Origin of the sequence: Aeromonas sp. s13, assembly GCF_040907905.1 — a bacterium.
Classification (GTDB): Bacteria; Pseudomonadota; Gammaproteobacteria; order Enterobacterales; family Aeromonadaceae; genus Aeromonas; species Aeromonas veronii.
Genome location: NZ_JBFOCS010000086.1, coordinates 1 through 18,163, shown reverse-complemented (window position 1 = coordinate 18,163; position 18,163 = coordinate 1). Strand labels below are relative to the sequence as shown.

The 18,163-nt window shown below is 59.2% G+C and carries 15 protein-coding genes; 9 read left to right on the top strand and 6 right to left on the bottom strand.

Features of this window, described 5'->3' with window-relative positions:
* From AB5Y82_RS19975 to AB5Y82_RS19965, 3 genes are all read right to left on the bottom strand, one after another.
* Positions 1-357: enoyl-CoA hydratase/isomerase family protein (locus tag AB5Y82_RS19975; RefSeq protein WP_368174434.1), on the bottom strand; the 357-nt coding region annotated here is incomplete at its 3' end.
* Positions 350-1,147: an enoyl-CoA hydratase gene (locus tag AB5Y82_RS19970; protein WP_111900646.1), complete on the bottom strand. Its 798-nt coding sequence runs from the start codon at positions 1,145-1,147 to the stop codon at positions 350-352. The genes AB5Y82_RS19975 and AB5Y82_RS19970, both read right to left, overlap by 8 nt.
* Positions 1,148-1,251: 104 nt before the next feature.
* The gene (locus AB5Y82_RS19965; RefSeq protein WP_368174433.1) at positions 1,252-2,409 is read right to left on the bottom strand and encodes an acyl-CoA dehydrogenase family protein; all 1,158 of its coding nucleotides are present in this window, start codon (positions 2,407-2,409) and stop codon (positions 1,252-1,254) included.
* Positions 2,410-2,714: 305 nt separating this feature from the next.
* Between AB5Y82_RS19965 and AB5Y82_RS19960 the strand changes: the two genes are divergently transcribed.
* The 9 genes from AB5Y82_RS19960 to AB5Y82_RS19920 all read left to right on the top strand — a co-directional run bounded on the left by AB5Y82_RS19960 (position 2,715) and on the right by AB5Y82_RS19920 (position 14,368).
* Positions 2,715-3,857 carry an isovaleryl-CoA dehydrogenase gene (locus tag AB5Y82_RS19960; protein ID WP_111900644.1) on the top strand — a complete coding sequence of 381 codons (1,143 nt, stop codon included), beginning with the start codon at positions 2,715-2,717 and terminating at the stop codon, positions 3,855-3,857.
* Positions 3,854-5,488 (top strand): carboxyl transferase domain-containing protein, encoded by a 1,635-nt coding sequence (locus tag AB5Y82_RS19955; RefSeq protein WP_323929366.1) that lies wholly within the window; start codon positions 3,854-3,856, stop codon positions 5,486-5,488. The genes AB5Y82_RS19960 and AB5Y82_RS19955 overlap by 4 nt, the downstream gene beginning before the upstream one ends.
* An 11-nt stretch (positions 5,489-5,499) precedes the next feature.
* Positions 5,500-6,336 (top strand): enoyl-CoA hydratase-related protein, encoded by an 837-nt coding sequence (locus AB5Y82_RS19950; RefSeq protein WP_111900642.1) that lies wholly within the window; start codon positions 5,500-5,502, stop codon positions 6,334-6,336.
* Positions 6,333-8,321 (top strand): biotin carboxylase N-terminal domain-containing protein, encoded by a 1,989-nt coding sequence (locus AB5Y82_RS19945; RefSeq protein ID WP_368174432.1) that lies wholly within the window; start codon positions 6,333-6,335, stop codon positions 8,319-8,321. Before AB5Y82_RS19950 ends, AB5Y82_RS19945 begins: the two co-directional genes overlap by 4 nt.
* The gene (locus AB5Y82_RS19940; RefSeq protein ID WP_368174431.1) at positions 8,318-9,286 is read left to right on the top strand and encodes a hydroxymethylglutaryl-CoA lyase; all 969 of its coding nucleotides are present in this window, start codon (positions 8,318-8,320) and stop codon (positions 9,284-9,286) included. The genes AB5Y82_RS19945 and AB5Y82_RS19940 overlap by 4 nt, the downstream gene beginning before the upstream one ends.
* 2 nt (positions 9,287-9,288) lie before the next feature.
* Entirely contained in the window at positions 9,289-9,699 is a 411-nt protein-coding gene (locus AB5Y82_RS19935) for a MerR family DNA-binding transcriptional regulator (protein WP_031227613.1), read from the top strand.
* Positions 9,700-9,735: 36 nt separating this feature from the next.
* Positions 9,736-10,497: a substrate-binding periplasmic protein gene (locus AB5Y82_RS19930; protein ID WP_368174430.1), complete on the top strand. Its 762-nt coding sequence runs from the start codon at positions 9,736-9,738 to the stop codon at positions 10,495-10,497.
* Positions 10,498-10,549: 52 nt separating this feature from the next.
* Positions 10,550-13,546: a DUF748 domain-containing protein gene (locus AB5Y82_RS19925; RefSeq protein WP_368174429.1), complete on the top strand. Its 2,997-nt coding sequence runs from the start codon at positions 10,550-10,552 to the stop codon at positions 13,544-13,546.
* A 225-nt stretch (positions 13,547-13,771) separates the two neighbouring features.
* Positions 13,772-14,368: a GPR1/FUN34/YaaH family transporter gene (locus AB5Y82_RS19920; RefSeq protein WP_021230311.1), complete on the top strand. Its 597-nt coding sequence runs from the start codon at positions 13,772-13,774 to the stop codon at positions 14,366-14,368.
* Positions 14,369-14,641: 273 nt separating this feature from the next.
* On the opposite strand, the gene AB5Y82_RS19915 is transcribed toward AB5Y82_RS19920, so the two are convergent.
* The 3 genes from AB5Y82_RS19915 to deoC form a co-directional block, all read right to left on the bottom strand.
* A complete protein-coding gene (locus AB5Y82_RS19915; RefSeq protein ID WP_368174428.1) occupies positions 14,642-15,835 on the bottom strand; it encodes an MBL fold metallo-hydrolase in 1,194 nt (397 codons plus the stop codon).
* 194 nt (positions 15,836-16,029) lie between these two features.
* Positions 16,030-17,352 (bottom strand): thymidine phosphorylase, encoded by a 1,323-nt coding sequence (gene deoA, locus AB5Y82_RS19910; protein WP_368174427.1) that lies wholly within the window; start codon positions 17,350-17,352, stop codon positions 16,030-16,032.
* Between the two features lie 109 nt (positions 17,353-17,461).
* Positions 17,462-18,163 (bottom strand): deoxyribose-phosphate aldolase (gene deoC / locus AB5Y82_RS19905; RefSeq protein WP_368174426.1); only part of this gene is annotated, 702 nt, incomplete at its 5' end.

Genomic DNA, 18,163 nt, shown 5'->3' with positions numbered 1-18,163 from the left:
GATACCGTCCGCCACGCAGACAAGGGGCTTGCGGTAACAGTGGATGTGGTGATCGAGCCGATACTCCTGCTCGAAAAAGTCGCGGGCATATTCGAACAGTTCCGATCCGCTCACCTCCTGCTTGCGGTAATAGAAGGAGCGAATATCACCACCGGCACAGAACGCCTTCTCACCTGCCCCCTGCAGCAGCACGCAAACGATGGCGGGATCCTGCTCCCAGCGGGTTAGCGTCTGTTGCAGGATCTGGATCATCGGCAGGCTCAATGCGTTGAGAGACGCAGGGCTGTCGAGAGTCAACACCCCGATCTGGTGGCCATCAGCCGTTGGATGGGTTGCGATACTTACTGGCTCACTCATGGGTTGCACCATCCGGCTTTTGGTACTGCCAGTGCGGGGCGCGCTTTTCGAGAAACGCTGCCACCCCTTCCCGCTGGTTGGCATCACTAAATAGTTCGAGGAAGAGGCTTCGCTCGAGCGGCAATGCCGCATCGCGCGGACCGCTGCGCCCCTGATTGATCAACATTTTGCAGGCGCGCAGGGCACTCGGACTCCGGCGCTCTACCAGATGGGCCATCTGATGGGCGGCCTCCCACGCCTGCCCGGTTTTCACCACCTCCTCCACCAGCCCGATCTCATAGGCAAGGGATGCACTCACCTTCTCGCCACAGAGGATCATCCGCTTGGCCCAGCCAGGCCCCACCAGCTCGGTCAGACGCTGGGTCCCCCCCGCGCAGGGTAACAACCCCACCGAGGCTTCCGGTAGTCCCAGCAACGCCTGCTGCTCGGCGATGCGGATATCACAGGCCAGCGCCACTTCCAGCCCACCCCCCATGGCATAACCGTTGATGGCCGCAATGGTGACGCCGTGAAAACGGGCCAGCGCTTCGAATGCACGACCAAAAGCGTCGGCCACATCGCGAGCCTGTTCGACATTGCCATCGGCAAACAAGTTGAGATCGGCACCAGCGCAGAAGAACTTCTCGCCAGCCCCGCGGATCACCAGCGCCACCACATCGGGGCGGCTGTCGAGCTCCTCCATCATCCGCAAGAAAGCTTGCAGACTGGCAAGCGTCCAGGTATTGGCTGGCGGATGGTCAAGGGTGATGTAGGCCACGTGGCCGTTGTATTCGAGCCTGATCCTTGTCATTGCGTTTGTCCTTGTCAGTAGAGCAATAGCCATGATGACAGAGTTGCATGGAACCAACCTGTGACTGGCTCACAAAGCTGGCGCCATTGAGGTGTCATCCAGCACTACATTAGCGCCAACCCCTGCTCGGCCAGCAGCCGACGAGCGATGATGAGTCGCATCACCTCGTTGGTTCCCTCCAGAATGCGATGCACCCGGGTATCGCGCAGGTAGCGCTCAAGGGGATAGTCGCGGGTATAACCATAGCCACCAAAGAGTTGCAGAGCCTCATCGCACACCCGATAACCGACATCGGTGGCAAACCTCTTGGCCATGGCACACCAGGCACTCTTGTCGGGATCTCCGCGATCCAGCTTGTCAGCCGCCTGACGCACCAGCAGGCGAGCTGCAGCCAGCTCGGTCGCCATATCGGCCAGGCGAAACTGCACGCTCTGGAATTCGCTGATCGGGTGACCAAATTGCTGGCGCTGCTGCACATAGGCCAGCGCATCGTCCAGTGCCTGCTGGGCAGTGCCCACCGAGCAGGTGGCAATATTGATGCGCCCCCCATCAAGCGCCTGCATGGCGAACTTGAATCCTTCCCCCTCTTCGCCCAACCGATAACAGGCAGGAATGCGAACCCCGTTGAAAACAACCTCCCGGGTCGGTTGGCTGTTCCAGCCCATCTTCTCTTCTGCCTTGCCATAGCTCACGCCGGGGGCATTAGCCGGCACCATAAAGGCTGAGATCCCCTTCGCACCTTCACCACCGGTACGGGCCATCACCACCAGCACATCGCTGCTGCCCGCTCCCGAGATAAAGACCTTGGTGCCCTCAATAAGATAATTGTCACCCTCGCGCACCGCCCGGGTCTTGAGGGCCGCCGCATCGGAGCCCGCGCCCGGCTCTGTGAGGCAATAGGAGCCCAGCAGCTCGCCACTGGCCAGTTTAGGCACCCACTCCTTGGCAACCTCGTTGGGCAGCCAGCTGCCCAGCATCCAGCTCACCATGTTGTGAATGGTCAGATAAGCCGTGGTCGAGGTACAGCCCATGGCGAGGCGCTCGAAGATGAGGCTCGCATCGAGACGAGGCAATCCCAATCCGCCAAACTGCTCCGGGGTATAGAGACCACAAACCCCGAGCTCGGCCGCCTGCTTGATGGTCGGGATCGGAAACTCATGCTCCTTGTCCCAGCGCGCGGCATGGGGTTTGAGCGCCTCATCGGCAAAGGCGGCGGCCGCCTCCACATACGCCTGTTGATCATCAGTCAGGGTAAAATCCATCTTGTCGTTCACTCCCTTGTTGCCCCGCGCTTATTTTCCCGCATTAGTGCTTTATGACGCGGCGCCCACACACTGGTCATTCGGATCTGCCACTATGGCGTTGTTGTCGTGGTAGCTGATGACGCTCTCACTACCACCTCTCAATCGACACACAACAGATTAACAATTGATTTACGTTTACGCTAACGTAAACTTGTGGCAGAAGTGAAGTACAAAAATGGACCGACCACTGCCAACCGTGAAGCTAGGTTAGCAGGTCGAACCAACCTTCCTACCCGACTGTCATATCCGCAAGGAGAGCATGGATGCAGATGGATGAGACCCTGAATGCCCTGACCGAACAGGTTGCGGCTTTCTGCCAGAAAGTGATCGCCCCGCGCGCCAGCGAGATCGATCAGAGCAACACCTTTCCCCGTGATCTCTGGCCCCGGATGGGTGAACTGGGGCTGCACGGCATCACGGTGGCGGAGGAGTATGACGGGGTGAACCTCGGCTATCTGGCCCACGTGCTGGTGATGGAGCAGGTGAGCCGCGCCAGCGCCTCGGTCGGCCTCTCCTACGGCGCCCACTCCAATCTCTGCATCAACCAGATCCACCGCCACGGCACACCGGAGCAGAAAGCGCGCTACCTGCCCCCGCTGGTGAGCGGCGAGCATGTGGGGGCGCTGGCCATGAGCGAGCCGGGCGCAGGCTCCGATGTGGTCAGCATGCGCCTCACCGCAGTGCGCGAGGGGGATCACTTCGTGCTCAACGGCAACAAGATGTGGATCACCAACGGGCCCGATGCCGACACCTTCGTCATCTATGCCAAGACCGATCCCGCTGCCGGTCCCAAAGGAATTTCCGCCTTTATTGTCGAGGCGGGGACTCCCGGTTTTTCTACCGCCCAGAAGCTCGACAAGCTGGGAATGCGCGGATCCAGCACCTGCGAGCTAGTGTTCGACAACTGCCGGGTACCGCAGGAGAACTTGCTGGGCCCCTTGCACGGCGGGGTCAAGGTGTTGATGAGCGGGCTCGATTACGAGCGGGTGGTACTGGCGGCCGGCCCCCTTGGCATCATGCAGGCCTGCATGGACGTGGTGCTGCCCTATGTGCGTGAGCGCAAACAGTTCGGCCAGGCCATCGGCGAGTTTCAGCTGGTGCAGGGCAAGCTCGCCGATATGTATACCCGCCTCGCCAGCAGCCGGGCACTGGTCTACTCGGTGGCGAGCGCCTGCGATCAGGGCCGCACCAGCCGCAAGGATTGCGCCGCCGCCATCCTGTTTGCCGCCGAAAATGCCACCCAGATGGCGCTCGATGCCATCCAGTTGCTCGGCGGCAACGGCTACATCAACGAATACCCCACCGGCCGCCTGCTGCGGGACGCCAAACTCTACGAGATAGGCGCCGGTACCTCGGAGATCCGCCGCTGGCTCATCGGTCGCGAGCTGATGGGAGAAAATGCATGAGTCGTATCCACTCCCGCCTCGACACGGCGAGCCCGGAATATGCGGCCAATAAATCCGCCATGCAGGGGCTGGTCGACGATCTCCATGCCCGCATTGCCGAGATCGCCCAAGGAGGCGGCGCGGCCAACAACGCCCGCCATCAGGCCCGTGGCAAGCTGCTGCCCCGCGAGCGCATCAATCAGCTGCTGGACCCGGGCTCCCCGTTTCTCGAACTGTCGGCGCTGGCTGGCTGGCAGGTCTATGACGAGCCGGTGCCCGCCGCCGGCATCATCACCGGCATCGGCCGGGTCTCGGGCAGGCTCTGTATGTTGGTGGTGAACGACGCCACCGTGAAGGGCGGCACCTACTACCCGCTCACGGTGAAAAAGCACCTGCGCGCCCAGGCCATCGCCGAGCGGCTGCGCCTCCCCTGCCTCTATCTGGTGGATTCCGGCGGCGCCTTTCTGCCGATGCAGGATGAGGTGTTCCCCGACCGGGATCACTTTGGTCGCATCTTCTACAACCAGGCCCGCATGTCGGCCCAGAACATCCCCCAGCTGGCGGTGGTGATGGGGCTCTGCACCGCAGGCGGCGCCTACGTGCCCGCCATGGCGGACGAGTCGATCATGGTCAGGGAGCAGGCCACCATCTTTCTGGCCGGCCCGCCGCTGGTCAAGGCCGCCACCGGTGAGGAGATCAGCGCCGAGGCACTGGGCGGCGCCGAGGTGCACTGCGCCCACTCCGGGGTGGCGGATCATATGGCCCGTGACGATGCCCACGCGCTAGCCATCGCCCGTACCCTGCTCACCCATCTGGGCAGTGACCATGATCCGCTCTCGGGTTTGGCATCGGGCAGCACAAGTTACGATGAGCCAGCCTACCCCACTCCCTGTTACCCGATCGAGGAGCTCTACGGTCTGGTGGGCACCAGCCTCAAACGCCCTTACGACGCCCGCGAACTGATCGCCCGACTGGTGGATGGCTCTGATTTTGACGAATTCAAGGCGCTGTTCGGCACCACACTGGTGACCGGCTTTGCCCGTATTTGCGGCATGGAAGTGGGGATCCTCGCCAACAACGGCGTGCTGCACAGCGACAGTGCCCAGAAGGGGGCTCACTTTATCCAGCTCTGTAACCGCCGCTCTATCCCGCTGCTCTTTTTGCAGAACATCACCGGTTTTATGGTGGGGAGTAGCGCGGAAAAAGAGGGGATCGCCAAGCATGGCGCCAAGCTGGTCACCGCGGTGGCCTGCAGCCGGGTGCCCAAGATCACCCTGATCGTCGGCGGCAGCTTTGGTGCCGGCAACTACGGCATGTGCGGCCGCGCCTATGAACCCGATTTTCTCTTTAGCTGGCCCAACAGCCGCATCTCTGTCATGGGCGGCGAGCAAGCTGCCGGAGTGCTGGTGCAGGTGCGTCGGGACAAGCTGGCGGCCGAGGGCAAACATTTGAGCGAGCAGGAGGCGGCCGCCATCCGTGCCCCGGTGATCGAGCAGTATGAGCGGCAGGGTCACCCCTACTACGCCAGCGCCCGCCTCTGGGATGATGGCGTCATTGACCCAGCCCAGAGCCGCACCGTGCTGGCGCTGGCGCTCGCCGCCTGTCAGGGTGCCCACATTGAACCCGAGCAGTACGGCATCTTCCGGATGTAAGGAGCAAAACGATGTCAGATCCACTTACTTCCTCCCAGAACCCGTTTCGGCTGGAGCGGCACGGCCCGCTGGCCGAGCTGGTGCTGTCGCGCCCGGCCCGCCACAACGCCTTTGATGCCGACCTGATGCTGGGGCTGCTCGACTGCCTCGATGATCTGGCCCATCTCCATGGTCATGATCTTGCCGAACGCCCCCACGCCCTGCTGCTGCGGGCAGAGGGCAAACATTTTTGCGCGGGCGCCGATCTCAACTGGATGCGCAATCTGGCCCACGCCGATTTCGAGCACAATCGCGAAGACGCCCGGGTACTGGCGCGGCTGATGCAGACCCTCGATGAGCTTCCCTTCCCTACGGTGGCGCTGGTGCAAGGGGCCGCCTATGGCGGGGCGCTGGGCCTCATCTGCGCCTGCGATCTGGTGCTGGCCAGCGACGATGCCCGCTTCTGCCTCTCAGAGGTGAGCCTCGGGCTATTGCCTGCGGTGATCAGCCCCTACGTGGTACGCGCCATGGGAATGCGTCAGGCGCGCCGCTACATGCTCAGTGCCGAACCGTTCGATGCCATTACCGCCTGTCGGCTCAATGTGGCACACCAACTCTGCAAACCGGATCAACTGCTGGCGGAGGGGCGGGCGCAGGCTCTTCGTCTGTGCCGCAACGGGCCGGAGGCAATGAAAGAGACCAAACGGCTGCTGGCGGCGATAGAAGCCCATCCTTCCCGCCTGCACGAAGAGAAAACTGTCGAGACCATTGCCCGGGTTCGGATGGGACTCGAAGCCCAGGAGGGGATGCAGGCCTTCTTCGACAAACGCCCTCCCGCCTGGCGTCCCCGTTTCAAGGATGAGACATGACCCATCACACTCAGATTAAACGCCTGCTGATTGCCAATCGTGGCGAAATCGCCGTGCGCATCATCAAGACGGCGAAACGCCTCGGCATTCACACCATCGCCCTCTACTCCGATGCCGACGCCCACGCCATGCACACCCGCCTGGCCGATGAGGCCTGGCATCTGGGGCCCGCTCCGGCCAGAGAGAGCTATCTCGACACCGGCAAGATGCTGAAGATTGCCAAAGAGGCCCGCGCCGATGCCATCCACCCTGGCTACGGTTTTCTGTCTGAAAACAGCGATTTTGCCACCGCCTGCGAACAGCGCGGCCTGCGCTTTGTCGGCCCAAGCGGCGCCGCCATTCTCGCCATGGGCGACAAATCGGGCGCCAAGGCGCTGATGCAGGCTGCCGGCGTACCTGTGCTGCCCGGCTATCACGGCACGGATCAACGACCGGACTTCTTGCGCGATCAGGCGAGCCAGATTGGCTTCCCGCTACTTATCAAGGCAGCCAGTGGCGGCGGTGGCAAGGGGATGCGTCGGGTCGATCAGCTGGCTGACTTTGACGAGTCGCTGGCGGCAGTCAAACGTGAAGCCAAGGCCGCCTTTGGTAACGATCTGGTGCTGCTGGAGCGCTATCTACCCCGGGCTCGCCACGTGGAGGTGCAGGTCTTTGCCGATAGCCTCGGCAACGCCATCTATCTGGGGGACAGGGACTGCTCCTTGCAGCGACGCCATCAGAAAGTTATCGAAGAGGCGCCCGCCCCCGACATCCCTCCGGCTTTGCGTCGCGCCATGGGGGATGCGGCCGTGGCCGCAGCCAAAGCCATCCATTATCAGGGGGCTGGCACCATCGAGTTCCTGCTCTGCAAGGATGCGTTCTTCTTTATGGAGATGAACACCCGGCTGCAGGTGGAGCATCCGGTCACCGAAGCGGTGACCGGGCAGGATCTGGTGGCCTGGCAACTGGCCGTGGCAGAAGGCAAGCCGCTACCACTCACCCAGGAGGAAGTGGTGCTGCGCGGCCATGCAGTGGAGGCGCGCCTCTACGCCGAGGATGTGGCGGCCGGTTTTCTGCCCGCCAGCGGGCCTATCCACTGGCTCCACTGGCCCGTTGGCGTGCGCATCGACACCGGCGTTACCGCTGGCGATGAGGTGAGTCCCTATTACGATCCCATGATCGCCAAGCTGATCGCCCACGGCCAGAACCGCGCCGAGGCGTTCGCCAAACTGGCAGATGCGCTGGCGGCACTGGATCTCGGGCCGCTGGTGCACAACGGCGCGCTCTTGCTGCGCCTTTGTGAAGAGCCTGACGTCCTGGCCATGGGCCACCATACCCAGTGGCCCATTCCCACCACAGCACAGCCCATTCCTGAGCTCACCTGGCCGCTGGCCACCCTCTGGCTGGCGAGCCGCCCTGCGGGCACCTCCCCCTGGCAGCAAGCCTGTGGATTTCGGCTGGGGCCGGATCGCTGCTGGACAGCGGCGGTACGGATCGGCGATGAGCGCCGGGTATTGACCCTTAACGATCATGACGGCCAGTTTGAGTGGCAAGGGGAGACCCGTTGCTACCAGAGAGGTAACGATCATATCCGGCTACAACAGGGTGGCTGCTGGCAGCAGATCCCCATTCAGACGGTCGCAGGCTCGGAGGCAACCTTCATCATGACCCTGGGGGGCCAGCGCATCCGCTTCGCGGCTGATGATCAGCTGCACAATCACCACCATGATCAGGTAAACGAGAAGGCGCAGGGCGCCATCGCCCCTATGCATGGCATCGTAGCCGCGGTGCTGGTCGAGCAGGGACAAGCAGTCAACAAGGGGCAACCCCTGCTGGTGCTGGAAGCGATGAAGATGGAACACCAGCTACGTGCAGAGCGGAACGGGGTAATTGAAGCCCTGCATTGCAAACAGGGTGATCAGGTGAGCCAAGGGGCCGTGCTGGTGCGCTTTGCCGATGCCGCCCTAGAGGAGAACGCCATCAACCAACAAGCGAGTAGATCATGAACAGAGGAGCAGCCATGCCGGATGACAAGGTCAGTCTGGTGGAGATGGGGCCGCGCGATGGCCTGCAAAATGAAACCAACCCGCTGACACTGATCCAGCGGCTGGAGCTGATCCAGCAACTGGCCGACAGCGGTCTGCAGCGCATCGAGGTCGGCGCCTTCGTCTCTGCGAAAAAGGTGCCGCAGATGGCGGACTCCGCAGCGCTGTTCGAGGCACTGCCGCGCAAGGGCTCAACCCGTTACGGTGCCCTGGTGCCCAATCTGCAAGGCTTGCAGGCTGCCATTGCCGCCCGTGCCGACGAGATTGGCCTCTTTACCGCCTGCTCCGACGGTTTTACCCGCGCCAATATCGGTATCAGTGTGGAGGAGTCGCTGGTGCGCTTCGCCCCGCTGGTGCAGGAGGCACGCCGCCTCGGCATCAAGGTGCGCGGCTATCTATCCACCGTGATCGCCTGCCCGTTTGATGGCCCGACCCGCCCAAAACGGGTCGCCGCCATGGCCGAGCAGTTGCTGGATCTCGGTTGCCACGAAATTTCGCTGGGGGACACCATCGGCGTCGGCACCCCGGGCACGGTGGCTCCCATGCTGGATGCAGTGCTGCACGAGATCCCGGCGGGGCGACTCGCGGTCCATTTTCATGACACCTACGGTCAGGGCTTGGCCAACCTGCTACCCGCGCTGGAGCGCGGCATTCGCACCATCGACTGCTCGGTGGCGGGGCTTGGCGGCTGCCCCTATGCGCCGGGCGCCTCCGGCAATGTGGCGTCAGAAGAGGTGGTCTACCTGCTGCACGGCCTAGGCATGACGACCGGGGTGGATCTCGACAAACTGGCGGCTACCGGCCAGTGGGTCAGCGAGCAGCTCGGCCGCCCCAACGGCTCACGGGTCGGTCAGGCCCTGCACGCCAATGCCGAGCGGCTGCGTGCCCGCCTCTGCCAGCCACACTCCCAGCAACAGGAGTCATGACCATGTCCCGTTCCCTGCCCGGCAAGGAGATCACCTACAGCATTTCGGAGCTGGCCCACGAGTTCGATGTCACGCCGCGCACCATCCGCTACTACGAGGATGAGGGGCTGCTCACCCCGCTGCGGGAGGGGCAAACCCGCATCTACAGCCACCGGGACAAGATCCGGCTCAAGTTGACTCTGCGCGGCAAACGGCTGGGGTTTAGCCTGGCCGAGATCCGCGAGCTGTTCGATATGTACGACACCGACAAATCGAGCAAAACCCAGCTTCACTCCATGATCCAGCTGATCGAGACAAAACGCGGCGTACTGCGCCAACAACTGGAGGATATTCAGATGGTGATGGCCGAGCTGGAAGCCGCCGAACAGCGCTGTGTTAATTCCCTTAACAGCTTGAAAACTGGCGCAGATTAACCGAATCTGGGAGCAAGCTATTGCCTTGGGGATCCCATGAGATATTGGTGCTGGTTTTTGCTCTTGTTCAGCCTCTCTGGCTGGAGCCATCCCCTCATCAAGGTTGGCGGATACCCCTATGCCCCCTTTGTGGTCAAACTCCCCGATTCCCGCTATGAAGGGCTGACGCTGGATCTCATCGCCAAGCTAAACGAGATCCAGCAAGAGGTAAGATTCGTGTTTGTTCCCACCTCGGCCGCCAACCGTTACAAGGCGCTCGATCTGGGCCGTTTCTCGCTGATGCTGTTTGAAGACAGCAAGTGGGGCTGGGACACCGATAAATTCAAGATGACAACCCCCTTCCTCGGTGGTGGCGAGGTCTATGTGGCCCTGAACAAAGCGGGCCGGGATCAGCGCTTTTTTGACGATCCGGCCAGCCATCACCTCATCGGGGTGACCGGCTATCACTACGGCGTCGGCCAGTTCAATGCCGATCCTCTCTACCTGCAGCGCAAGCTCAATATCACCCTGATCAAAGACAACGTCAGCGCCCTGCAAGCGCTACTCAAAGGGCGCGGCGAGGTAGCCATTCTCAACGTTTCGTACCTTAACCAGTATCTGCAGGCCAATCCCGACACAGCCAACCAGCTGCTGATCTCGCAAAAATGGGATCAACAGTATCAACACCGCGCCATCCTTCACCCTGAGGCCCCCATTACCCCTGCCCAGCTGGAACAGTGGCTGGCAGCGCTGCAACAAAAGGGTGAACTGGATCGCCTTTGGACAAAGTACGGCGTACAACAGCACGCAACCCCATGATTACTATCCAGCTTTTCTGTACCATGGCGGGAACCAAATGGGAGTGCACCAAATGAACACCACCGAGCCCGCGTCCCCCAAGCTCCGCTTGCTGCGCTACCTTGCCTACGCTTTCCTGCTGCTTCTTATCCTGATCACCCTGCTGCTGTGGCAAACCCCCCGTCTGATCCAGCGCTATCTGCCCGGCTGGCTGGCCGAGCACTATGGTCTGCAACTGACGCTGGGGGAGATTGACGTAGGGCTGCGCAACCCTTCTCTCACCGTCGGCGCGACTGCCCTACTCGATGCCAAGCAGCAGCCCATCATCGGTTTTGAGCAGCTCTTTATCACCCCCGACCTGCAAGCCAGCTGGCAGCAGAAAGGGGTCGTGCTTTCCGCCGTCACCCTGACCAAACCCGCGGTGCTGCTGCAACGGCTGACAGACAAAAAGGGGGATGTTCGACTCAATCTGACCGATGCGCTGGCCACCCTGCTCACCCCTGCGCCCGAGCCCGAAACAGCCAGCGCCCCGCTGCTGATCGATATTGCCAGCGTCAATGTCACTGACGGCCATGTGCGCTATCAGGATCAACGCAAGGAGAGCGAACCCGGCTGGTTGCCGCCTCTCAATCTGGAGAAAATGACCCTCAAGCTCGATAACCTTCGCACCGAGGCAAATCACCCGACCGCCTATCAGCTGAGCGCCGCCATCAACGGCAAAAGCAGCCTCGCTGCCCACGGCAAACTCGATGTGATGAGCGGCATGGGTCAGGGTAAGGTGAGCCTCAAGCAGGTCGAGCTGAAACCCTTCGCCCAGCTATGGGCACCCTATCTCAAGCTGGATCTGGCCAAGGGCCACGCCAATGCAGAGGTGGAATACCAGCTTAAAGAGGGCAAGCAAGGGGTGCTGTGGCAATTGTCCAAAGGCAAGCTGACGCTGGACAACTGGCAGCTTAAAAAACACAAGGGCGACGAATTTGCCCGCTTCGGCCAGTTGGCCCTTAGCGAGCTGGCAGTCGATGGCCAGAAACAGTCGCTCCAGATCGGCAAGGTGACCCTGCAACAGCCCCTGCTCAAGGCCACCCTCAACCCACAGCAGGAGCTGGATCTGGCTGACTTGCTGATTGAACAGGCCCCCGCCAAGCCCGTCAAAGGGGCCCACGCCGCAAAAGAGGTGGCCAACAATGCGGCGCCCAAGTCGGCACAACAAGCAAAGACAGCAGGTAACGGCAAGAAACATGCGCCAGACAAACCCTGGCAGTGGCAGATCAAGCAGATCCTTATCGACAAGGGCGAGCTGACTCTCACCGAATCGAGCAGCGGCAAACCGCAGGCACGCCAGCTCTCCGGCCTCAAGCTGGCGCTGGGGCCACTGGGCAGCAAGGGGGAGCAACCGAGCAAACTGACTCTGGCCACCCAGTTCAACCAGAGCAGCCCCCTCGCCTTTGATGGCCAACTGACCCTGACTCCTTTCACCTTAAGCGGCGACATCAACCAGCAGGGGCTGCCCCTGACGCTGGCACAGCCCTATCTGGCCGATCTGGTACGCATCAAGGTGCAAAACGGGCTGCTGAGCAGCAAGACCAGACTTGATCTCGCCACCACCGCCCAGGGAGATCTGAGCAAGCTGACCCTGCAAGGGGGGCTCGATATCAACGGGCTCAAAGTAGTCGATCGGGCAGACAATCAGCGGCTGCTGGAGTTCAACACCCTGGCTCTCACCGGTCTGACGTACGACGGCATCAGCCAGCAGATGCGGATCAAGGACATTGCTCTGAACAAGCCCTTCGCCCGCATCGAGATCAACGAAGATGGCACCACCAACCTGCAACAGCTGCTGTTGCCGCAACCAGCGGCAGCAAAAAGTACTGAAGCAAAGGCAGGCAGCAAGGCTCCCGACTTTCGTTTCACCATCGACCAGCTGCGCACCGAGCAGGGCAACCTGCGCTTTGCCGATCGCAGCCTGAGCCAAGATTTTGTGGCCGATATCGCCTCGCTGGGCGGCCAAAGTCGCCATATCAGCAATATTCCGGGGCAACGCTCCGATCTCGCCTTCAACGGCAAGGTGGATCGCTATGCGCCAGTGACCATTCGCGGCGGTACCAACCTGCTGGTGGCCAACCCGATCCTCGACATCGCGGTCGCTTTCCACAATTTGGAGCTCACCACCTTCACCCCCTATTCGGGCACCTATGCCGGTTATGCCATCGACAAGGGGCAGCTCTCCATGAAGCTGCACTACAAGCTGGAGGGCAATCGGCTGGAGGGGGATAACGACATCACCATCAAGAAGCTGCAACTGGGCGAGAAGATCAAGAGCGATCAGGCCAAGGATCTGCCGCTGGGGCTAGCCATCGCCCTGCTAAGCGATGCCAACGGGGTGATACAGATGAACCTCAAGGTGAAGGGCGATCTCGATCAACCGGACTTCAGCATCGGCAATATTTTCTGGGATGTGCTGGGCAATACCCTGAGCAAGGCGATCACCTCCCCCTTCTCGCTGCTCGCCTCGCTGGCCGATGGCACCGAAGATCTCGACGAACTTCCCTTCCTGCCAGGGGATCCCGATCTCACCCCCACCCAGCAGGAGAAACTGGTCAAGCTGGCGCAGGCCCTCAAGGATAGACCCAAGCTCAGCATGAACATTCGCGGCAAGGTCAACTTCAACGAGGAGCGCCCCATCCTGCAACGGCAAAAGCTGGAGCGGGTACTGGCCAAGCTCACCGGCAATCAGGCGGATCTCGACCTGCTGGAACAGGACTCAGCCCTGCAAGAGGCGCTGGCCCAGGCCTATGAAGAGCGCTTTGGCGAAGATCTGGATGATCTGGCGGACCGCCTCCATCTGGATGAAGAGAGCGCGGCACTGCGGGCCCAGGCGGTGATCCTGCTGCGGGATCAGCAGCTCATCACCGCCAAATCCCTGCGCAATCTCGCCATGCGTCGGGCGCAAAATACCAAGGAGTTTCTGGTCGACAGCCAGGGGATCGCCCCGGAGCGGCTGTTCGTGCTCGACAGCCAGGTCAAGGAAGAGGACAAGGAAGCCAAAGTGGTCCTGACACTGGATCAGTGACGCCGCCGCACTTCGTAAAAAGCGTAATAAAAATACACCCCCTCAACTATTTTGACACCTTTTGCTCACCAAACAGCCTGCCTTGGTGAGCATTTGGCCTCTGATGCAAATAATCACGTAGTTTTTTTACGATTTATCCCCCTTGCCCCCTTGCGGGCACGCCGCAGCCTGCCTAAAATCGCGCGTCTTTTGTTAACCCCCACCTCTATTTTTGGAGAACGCCACGTGAGCGAAAAATTGGCCAACCCTGCCCCTCTGGGTCTGATGGGTTTCGGTATGACCACCATCCTGCTGAACATCCATAACGCAGGTTTCTTCCCCATCAGCGCCATGATCCTGGCCATGGGCCTGTGCTACGGCGGCATCGCCCAGATCATCGCTGGCATCATGGAGTACAAGCGTGGCAACACCTTCGGTGTGACCGCGTTCACCTCCTACGGCCTGTTCTGGCTGAGCTTGGTTGTCCTGCTCGTCATGCCGACCATGGGTCTGGCCGAAGCGACTCCGCACGCCTACATGGGTTGGTATCTGCTGATGTGGGGCATGTTCACCCTGTTCATGCTGGTTGGCACCATCAACTACCCGCGCGCCAAGCAGTTCGTGTTCGCCTCCCTGACCGTGCTGTTCTTCCTTCTGGCCGCCCGTGACTTCACCGGCAGCACCCTGATCGGCACCATCGCCGGTTTCGAAGGCATCATCTGTGGCGCCAGCGCCATCTACCTGGCCATGGCCACCGTGATCAACGAGCAGTTCGGCCGCACCGTGATGCCGATCGGCGATCACAAGAAAGCCGCCGCAGTACAGCTGAAAGCCGCTGCCTGATAGGCAAGCCACTCAGATTGTGAAAAGGCACCCTCGGGTGCCTTTTTGCTATCTCGCAAAGATGACGTTCCTGCGCACACATCTTCCCTTTTCAGCCCTACATCCGGATATCCGTCTCTAGCTATTCGGCACTCCTGACACACCCATTTGTGGATATATCCATCAACTAAATAAGGCTCTCTCGGGCCACCACAAGGGATGCAGTTTGTTTTTTAGTATGAGGGCGTATAGCCACTGCCTTTTTTAGGAAATAATCCACCTAATACTATCAGGTTATTTTAAAGCATCCCGGTTCAATACTTTTTTATCTCCCATCAAAAGGTCATTCACCTTGCTCGACCAAACAGGTTCATATTCTTTATTTTCATTTTTTTTGATAGGCCATACAAAGCCATGTTTATCAAAATCTGCCTTGTCGATTGTTGTCCCCGGTTGTGGAGTTAAAATCTTCACATTCAATTTATTAGCAGCATTTATCACTCGTTCTATGGGTTCTGACCACCCATGTGGAGCCATATTGTAAGCAGCCCAATGAACAGGTAATAAATATTTTCCTCGCAATATTTTATGAGCTATAACGGCTTGCTCTGGTCCTAGGTGTGTATCATGCCACATGGCACTATATGAGCCAGCCTCCATTAATGTTAGATCAAATGGGCCATACTTTTCACCAATAGTGTTAAACTCCCGATGCATCCCCGTGTCACCACTATAAAAGATTGAATTATCACTATCCTTTATGACCCAACTCGACCACAAGGTGTGATTAGACCTTGATAAACGGCCAGAGTAATGGCGTGCCGGTGTTGAAGCAATAAACACCCCATCAATGACTTTTTCTTCCCACCAATCAAATTCAATCACTTGAGCTTCTGGCACCCCCCATTTCATGAGAATGCTCTTGATTCCTAATGGAACAACCCATTTTGTTTTTTTACTTCTAAAGTAGTTCGCTACCTCATAGTCTAGATGGTCATAGTGATCATGCGATATAACGATAAGATCAACTGGAGGTAGCGCATCTAGCCTCATGGAAGGAGAATAAAATCTTTTTGGCCCCAGAGCCTTAAATGGAGATGCTCGTTCAGACCATGTCGGGTCAATAAGGACTCGACTCTTTTTGAACTCCAATAATACATTTGAATGCCCAAACCATGTAACTCTCAAACCTGACGATGGTAACGCAACCAAATCTTTGCCATTGCGAATACCATAATCAATAGGCTCCTCAGGAGTTCTAACCTCCTTATTATTAAATAGAAGGTGATACAAGCGTTCTATCGATGAGCTATCATCCTCCTTCATCTCATCAATGTTCTCAAATCCCTTTCCATTCCAATGTTCTGAGTTAATGACTTTCAGGTTATCTTTTGGAGCATCAGTGTCGCCGATAACAATATAGACGGATGTATATATCGACAAGACGACAATGAATATCATGGATAGCAATGCTAAAATAACTTTCACAAAAGCACCTCTAAATAAAAGCAAGTTGAATCTTTTAATATAACAGCAGATTGCATCAACAGGATTAAATTAAACTATTCATGGAAGATAGAATAGACTCAAGACCATTTGTAAAAATTGACTCAGGGATTAACATGGTTAATCCCTGACTACAGGTAGCTACATTAAAAATGTGAGAGTGATGATAAATAAACTTAACTTCGAATTACAGATATTACACTGTTTCTATCTTCCGGTTTTTGTGGACCTATCAATATTGAGTTTTTAACCATTCGATCAATCAAAATAAATTGATCTTCAGTCTGAGCGTGGATCATCGCGATCGGCTTGTCAGCATCGACGCTTTGACCCAGGCGGATAAAGTCGGTCAGACCGACCGCATAATCAAGTTTGTCACCGGCAGCGCGGCGACCACCGCCCATGGCGACCACGGCCAGACCCAGCTCGCGGGTATCCATGGCGGTTACGAAACCGCTGTTGGCCGCGAAGACCGGGCGCACGATGGCGGCTTTGGGCAGGTAAGCGTCGTAACGCTCCATAAAATCGGCCGGGCCACCGAGACCAGTCACCATGCGACCGAAGATCTCGGCCGCCTTGCCGTTATCCAGCACCGCCTGCAGCTTGGCGCGGGCATCGCGCTCGTCGCTGGCCAAGCCTGCAGAGATAAGCATCTCGGCACACAGCGCCATGGTCACTTCGTGGATGCGCGGGTTGCGGTATTCACCGGTCAGGTAACGCACCGCTTCACGTACTTCCACCGCGTTACCGGCGCTGGAGGCCAGCACCTGGTTCATATCGGTCAAGAGCGCAGAGGTGCGGCAGCCGGCACCGTTGGCCACGGCCACAATGCTCTTGGCCAGCTCTTCGGAGGCTTCAAAAGTCGGCATAAAGGCGCCGGAGCCCACTTTCACATCCATCACCAGCGCTTCCAGCCCGGAGGCGAGCTTCTTGGAGAGGATGGAGCCGGTGATCATCGCGACAGATTCGACGGTGGCGGTGATGTCCCGTACTGCATAGATACGCTTGTCAGCGGGGGCGAGATCGCCGGTCTGGCCGATGATGGCGACACCCGCCTCTTTCACCACTTTCAGGAAACGATCGTTGTCGACCGAGGTCTGGTAGCCGGGAATGGCGTCCAGCTTGTCGAGGGTACCACCGGTGTGGCCCAGGCCACGGCCGGAGATCATCGGCACGAAACCGCCGCACGCAGCGACCATCGGGCCAAGCATCAGGGAGACAACGTCCCCCACCCCGCCGGTGGAGTGCTTGTCGACAATCGGGCCACCCAGATTGAGGTGATCCCAGGTCAGCACCATGCCGGAGTCGCGCATGGCGCAGGTCAGGGCAACCCGCTCATCCATGGTCATGTCTTTGAAGTAGACCGCCATCGCCAGCGCCGCAATCTGCCCCTCGCCGATGGTGTTGTTGGTAATGCCCTGAACGAAGAATTGAATTTCTTGGGTACTGAGCGCTTCACCGTTGCGCTTCTTGCGAATAATTTCTTGAGGCAAAAACATCTTTCATTCCCTCCGCCATTGCTGGCGTTACACAAGCCTGAATCCTTGCCCGCACACCGCATGGTGGGGGCTAACAGGGCGGACAGCAGTCCGCCCTCTCATCAACCTATTAGTAACCGCTGGTGTTGGCTGGCTTGTCGCCATGCCCCAGAGTGGCCAGCAGACTGGCCAGCAGGCTGGATGCACCAAAGCGGAAGGTACGGGCGGATACCCAGTCGTTGCCGAGGATCTCTTCGGCCATGGCCAGGTACTGACCGGCAACAGCTGCGTCTTTCACACCACCAGCAGGCTTGAAGCCAACTTTCGGATTCTTGGCCTTGATCACTTCCATCATGATGCGTGCCGCTTCTGGGGTCGCATTGACCGGCACCTTGCCGGTGGAGGTCTTGATGAAGTCGGCACCGGCATCGATACAGATTTCGGAAGCGCGACGGATCAGCGCCTCTTCTTTCAGCTCGCCGGTTTCGATGATCACTTTCAGCAGCACGTTGGCAGCGCAGGCCTCTTTACAGGCTTTGACCAGATCAAAACCGATCTGTTCATTACCAGCCATGAAGGCGCGGTACGGGAACACCACGTCCACTTCGTCAGCACCGTAGGCGACTGCGGCACGGGTTTCGGCCACGGCGATCTCGATGTCGTCGTTGCCGTGCGGGAAGTTGGTCACGGTCGCAATGCGTACGTCGGCAGCGCCGATCTCACGCAGGGTCTTGCGAGCGATAGGGATAAAACGGGGGTAGATGCAGACGGCGGCGGTCAGGCCAGCCGGTGACTTGGCCTTATGGCACAGGTCGATCACCTTCTGATCGGT

Coding starts and splice junctions, on each gene's coding strand:
- AB5Y82_RS19970 (WP_111900646.1), bottom strand. CDS start 1,147: ATGACAAGGATCAGGCTCGAATACAACGGCCACGTGGCCTACATCACC.
- AB5Y82_RS19965 (WP_368174433.1), bottom strand. CDS start 2,409: ATGGATTTTACCCTGACTGATGATCAACAGGCGTATGTGGAGGCGGCC.
- AB5Y82_RS19960 (WP_111900644.1), top strand. CDS start 2,715: ATGCAGATGGATGAGACCCTGAATGCCCTGACCGAACAGGTTGCGGCT.
- AB5Y82_RS19955 (WP_323929366.1), top strand. CDS start 3,854: ATGAGTCGTATCCACTCCCGCCTCGACACGGCGAGCCCGGAATATGCG.
- AB5Y82_RS19950 (WP_111900642.1), top strand. CDS start 5,500: ATGTCAGATCCACTTACTTCCTCCCAGAACCCGTTTCGGCTGGAGCGG.
- AB5Y82_RS19945 (WP_368174432.1), top strand. CDS start 6,333: ATGACCCATCACACTCAGATTAAACGCCTGCTGATTGCCAATCGTGGC.
- AB5Y82_RS19940 (WP_368174431.1), top strand. CDS start 8,318: ATGAACAGAGGAGCAGCCATGCCGGATGACAAGGTCAGTCTGGTGGAG.
- AB5Y82_RS19935 (WP_031227613.1), top strand. CDS start 9,289: ATGTCCCGTTCCCTGCCCGGCAAGGAGATCACCTACAGCATTTCGGAG.
- AB5Y82_RS19930 (WP_368174430.1), top strand. CDS start 9,736: ATGAGATATTGGTGCTGGTTTTTGCTCTTGTTCAGCCTCTCTGGCTGG.
- AB5Y82_RS19925 (WP_368174429.1), top strand. CDS start 10,550: ATGAACACCACCGAGCCCGCGTCCCCCAAGCTCCGCTTGCTGCGCTAC.
- deoA (WP_368174427.1), bottom strand. CDS start 17,352: ATGTTTTTGCCTCAAGAAATTATTCGCAAGAAGCGCAACGGTGAAGCG.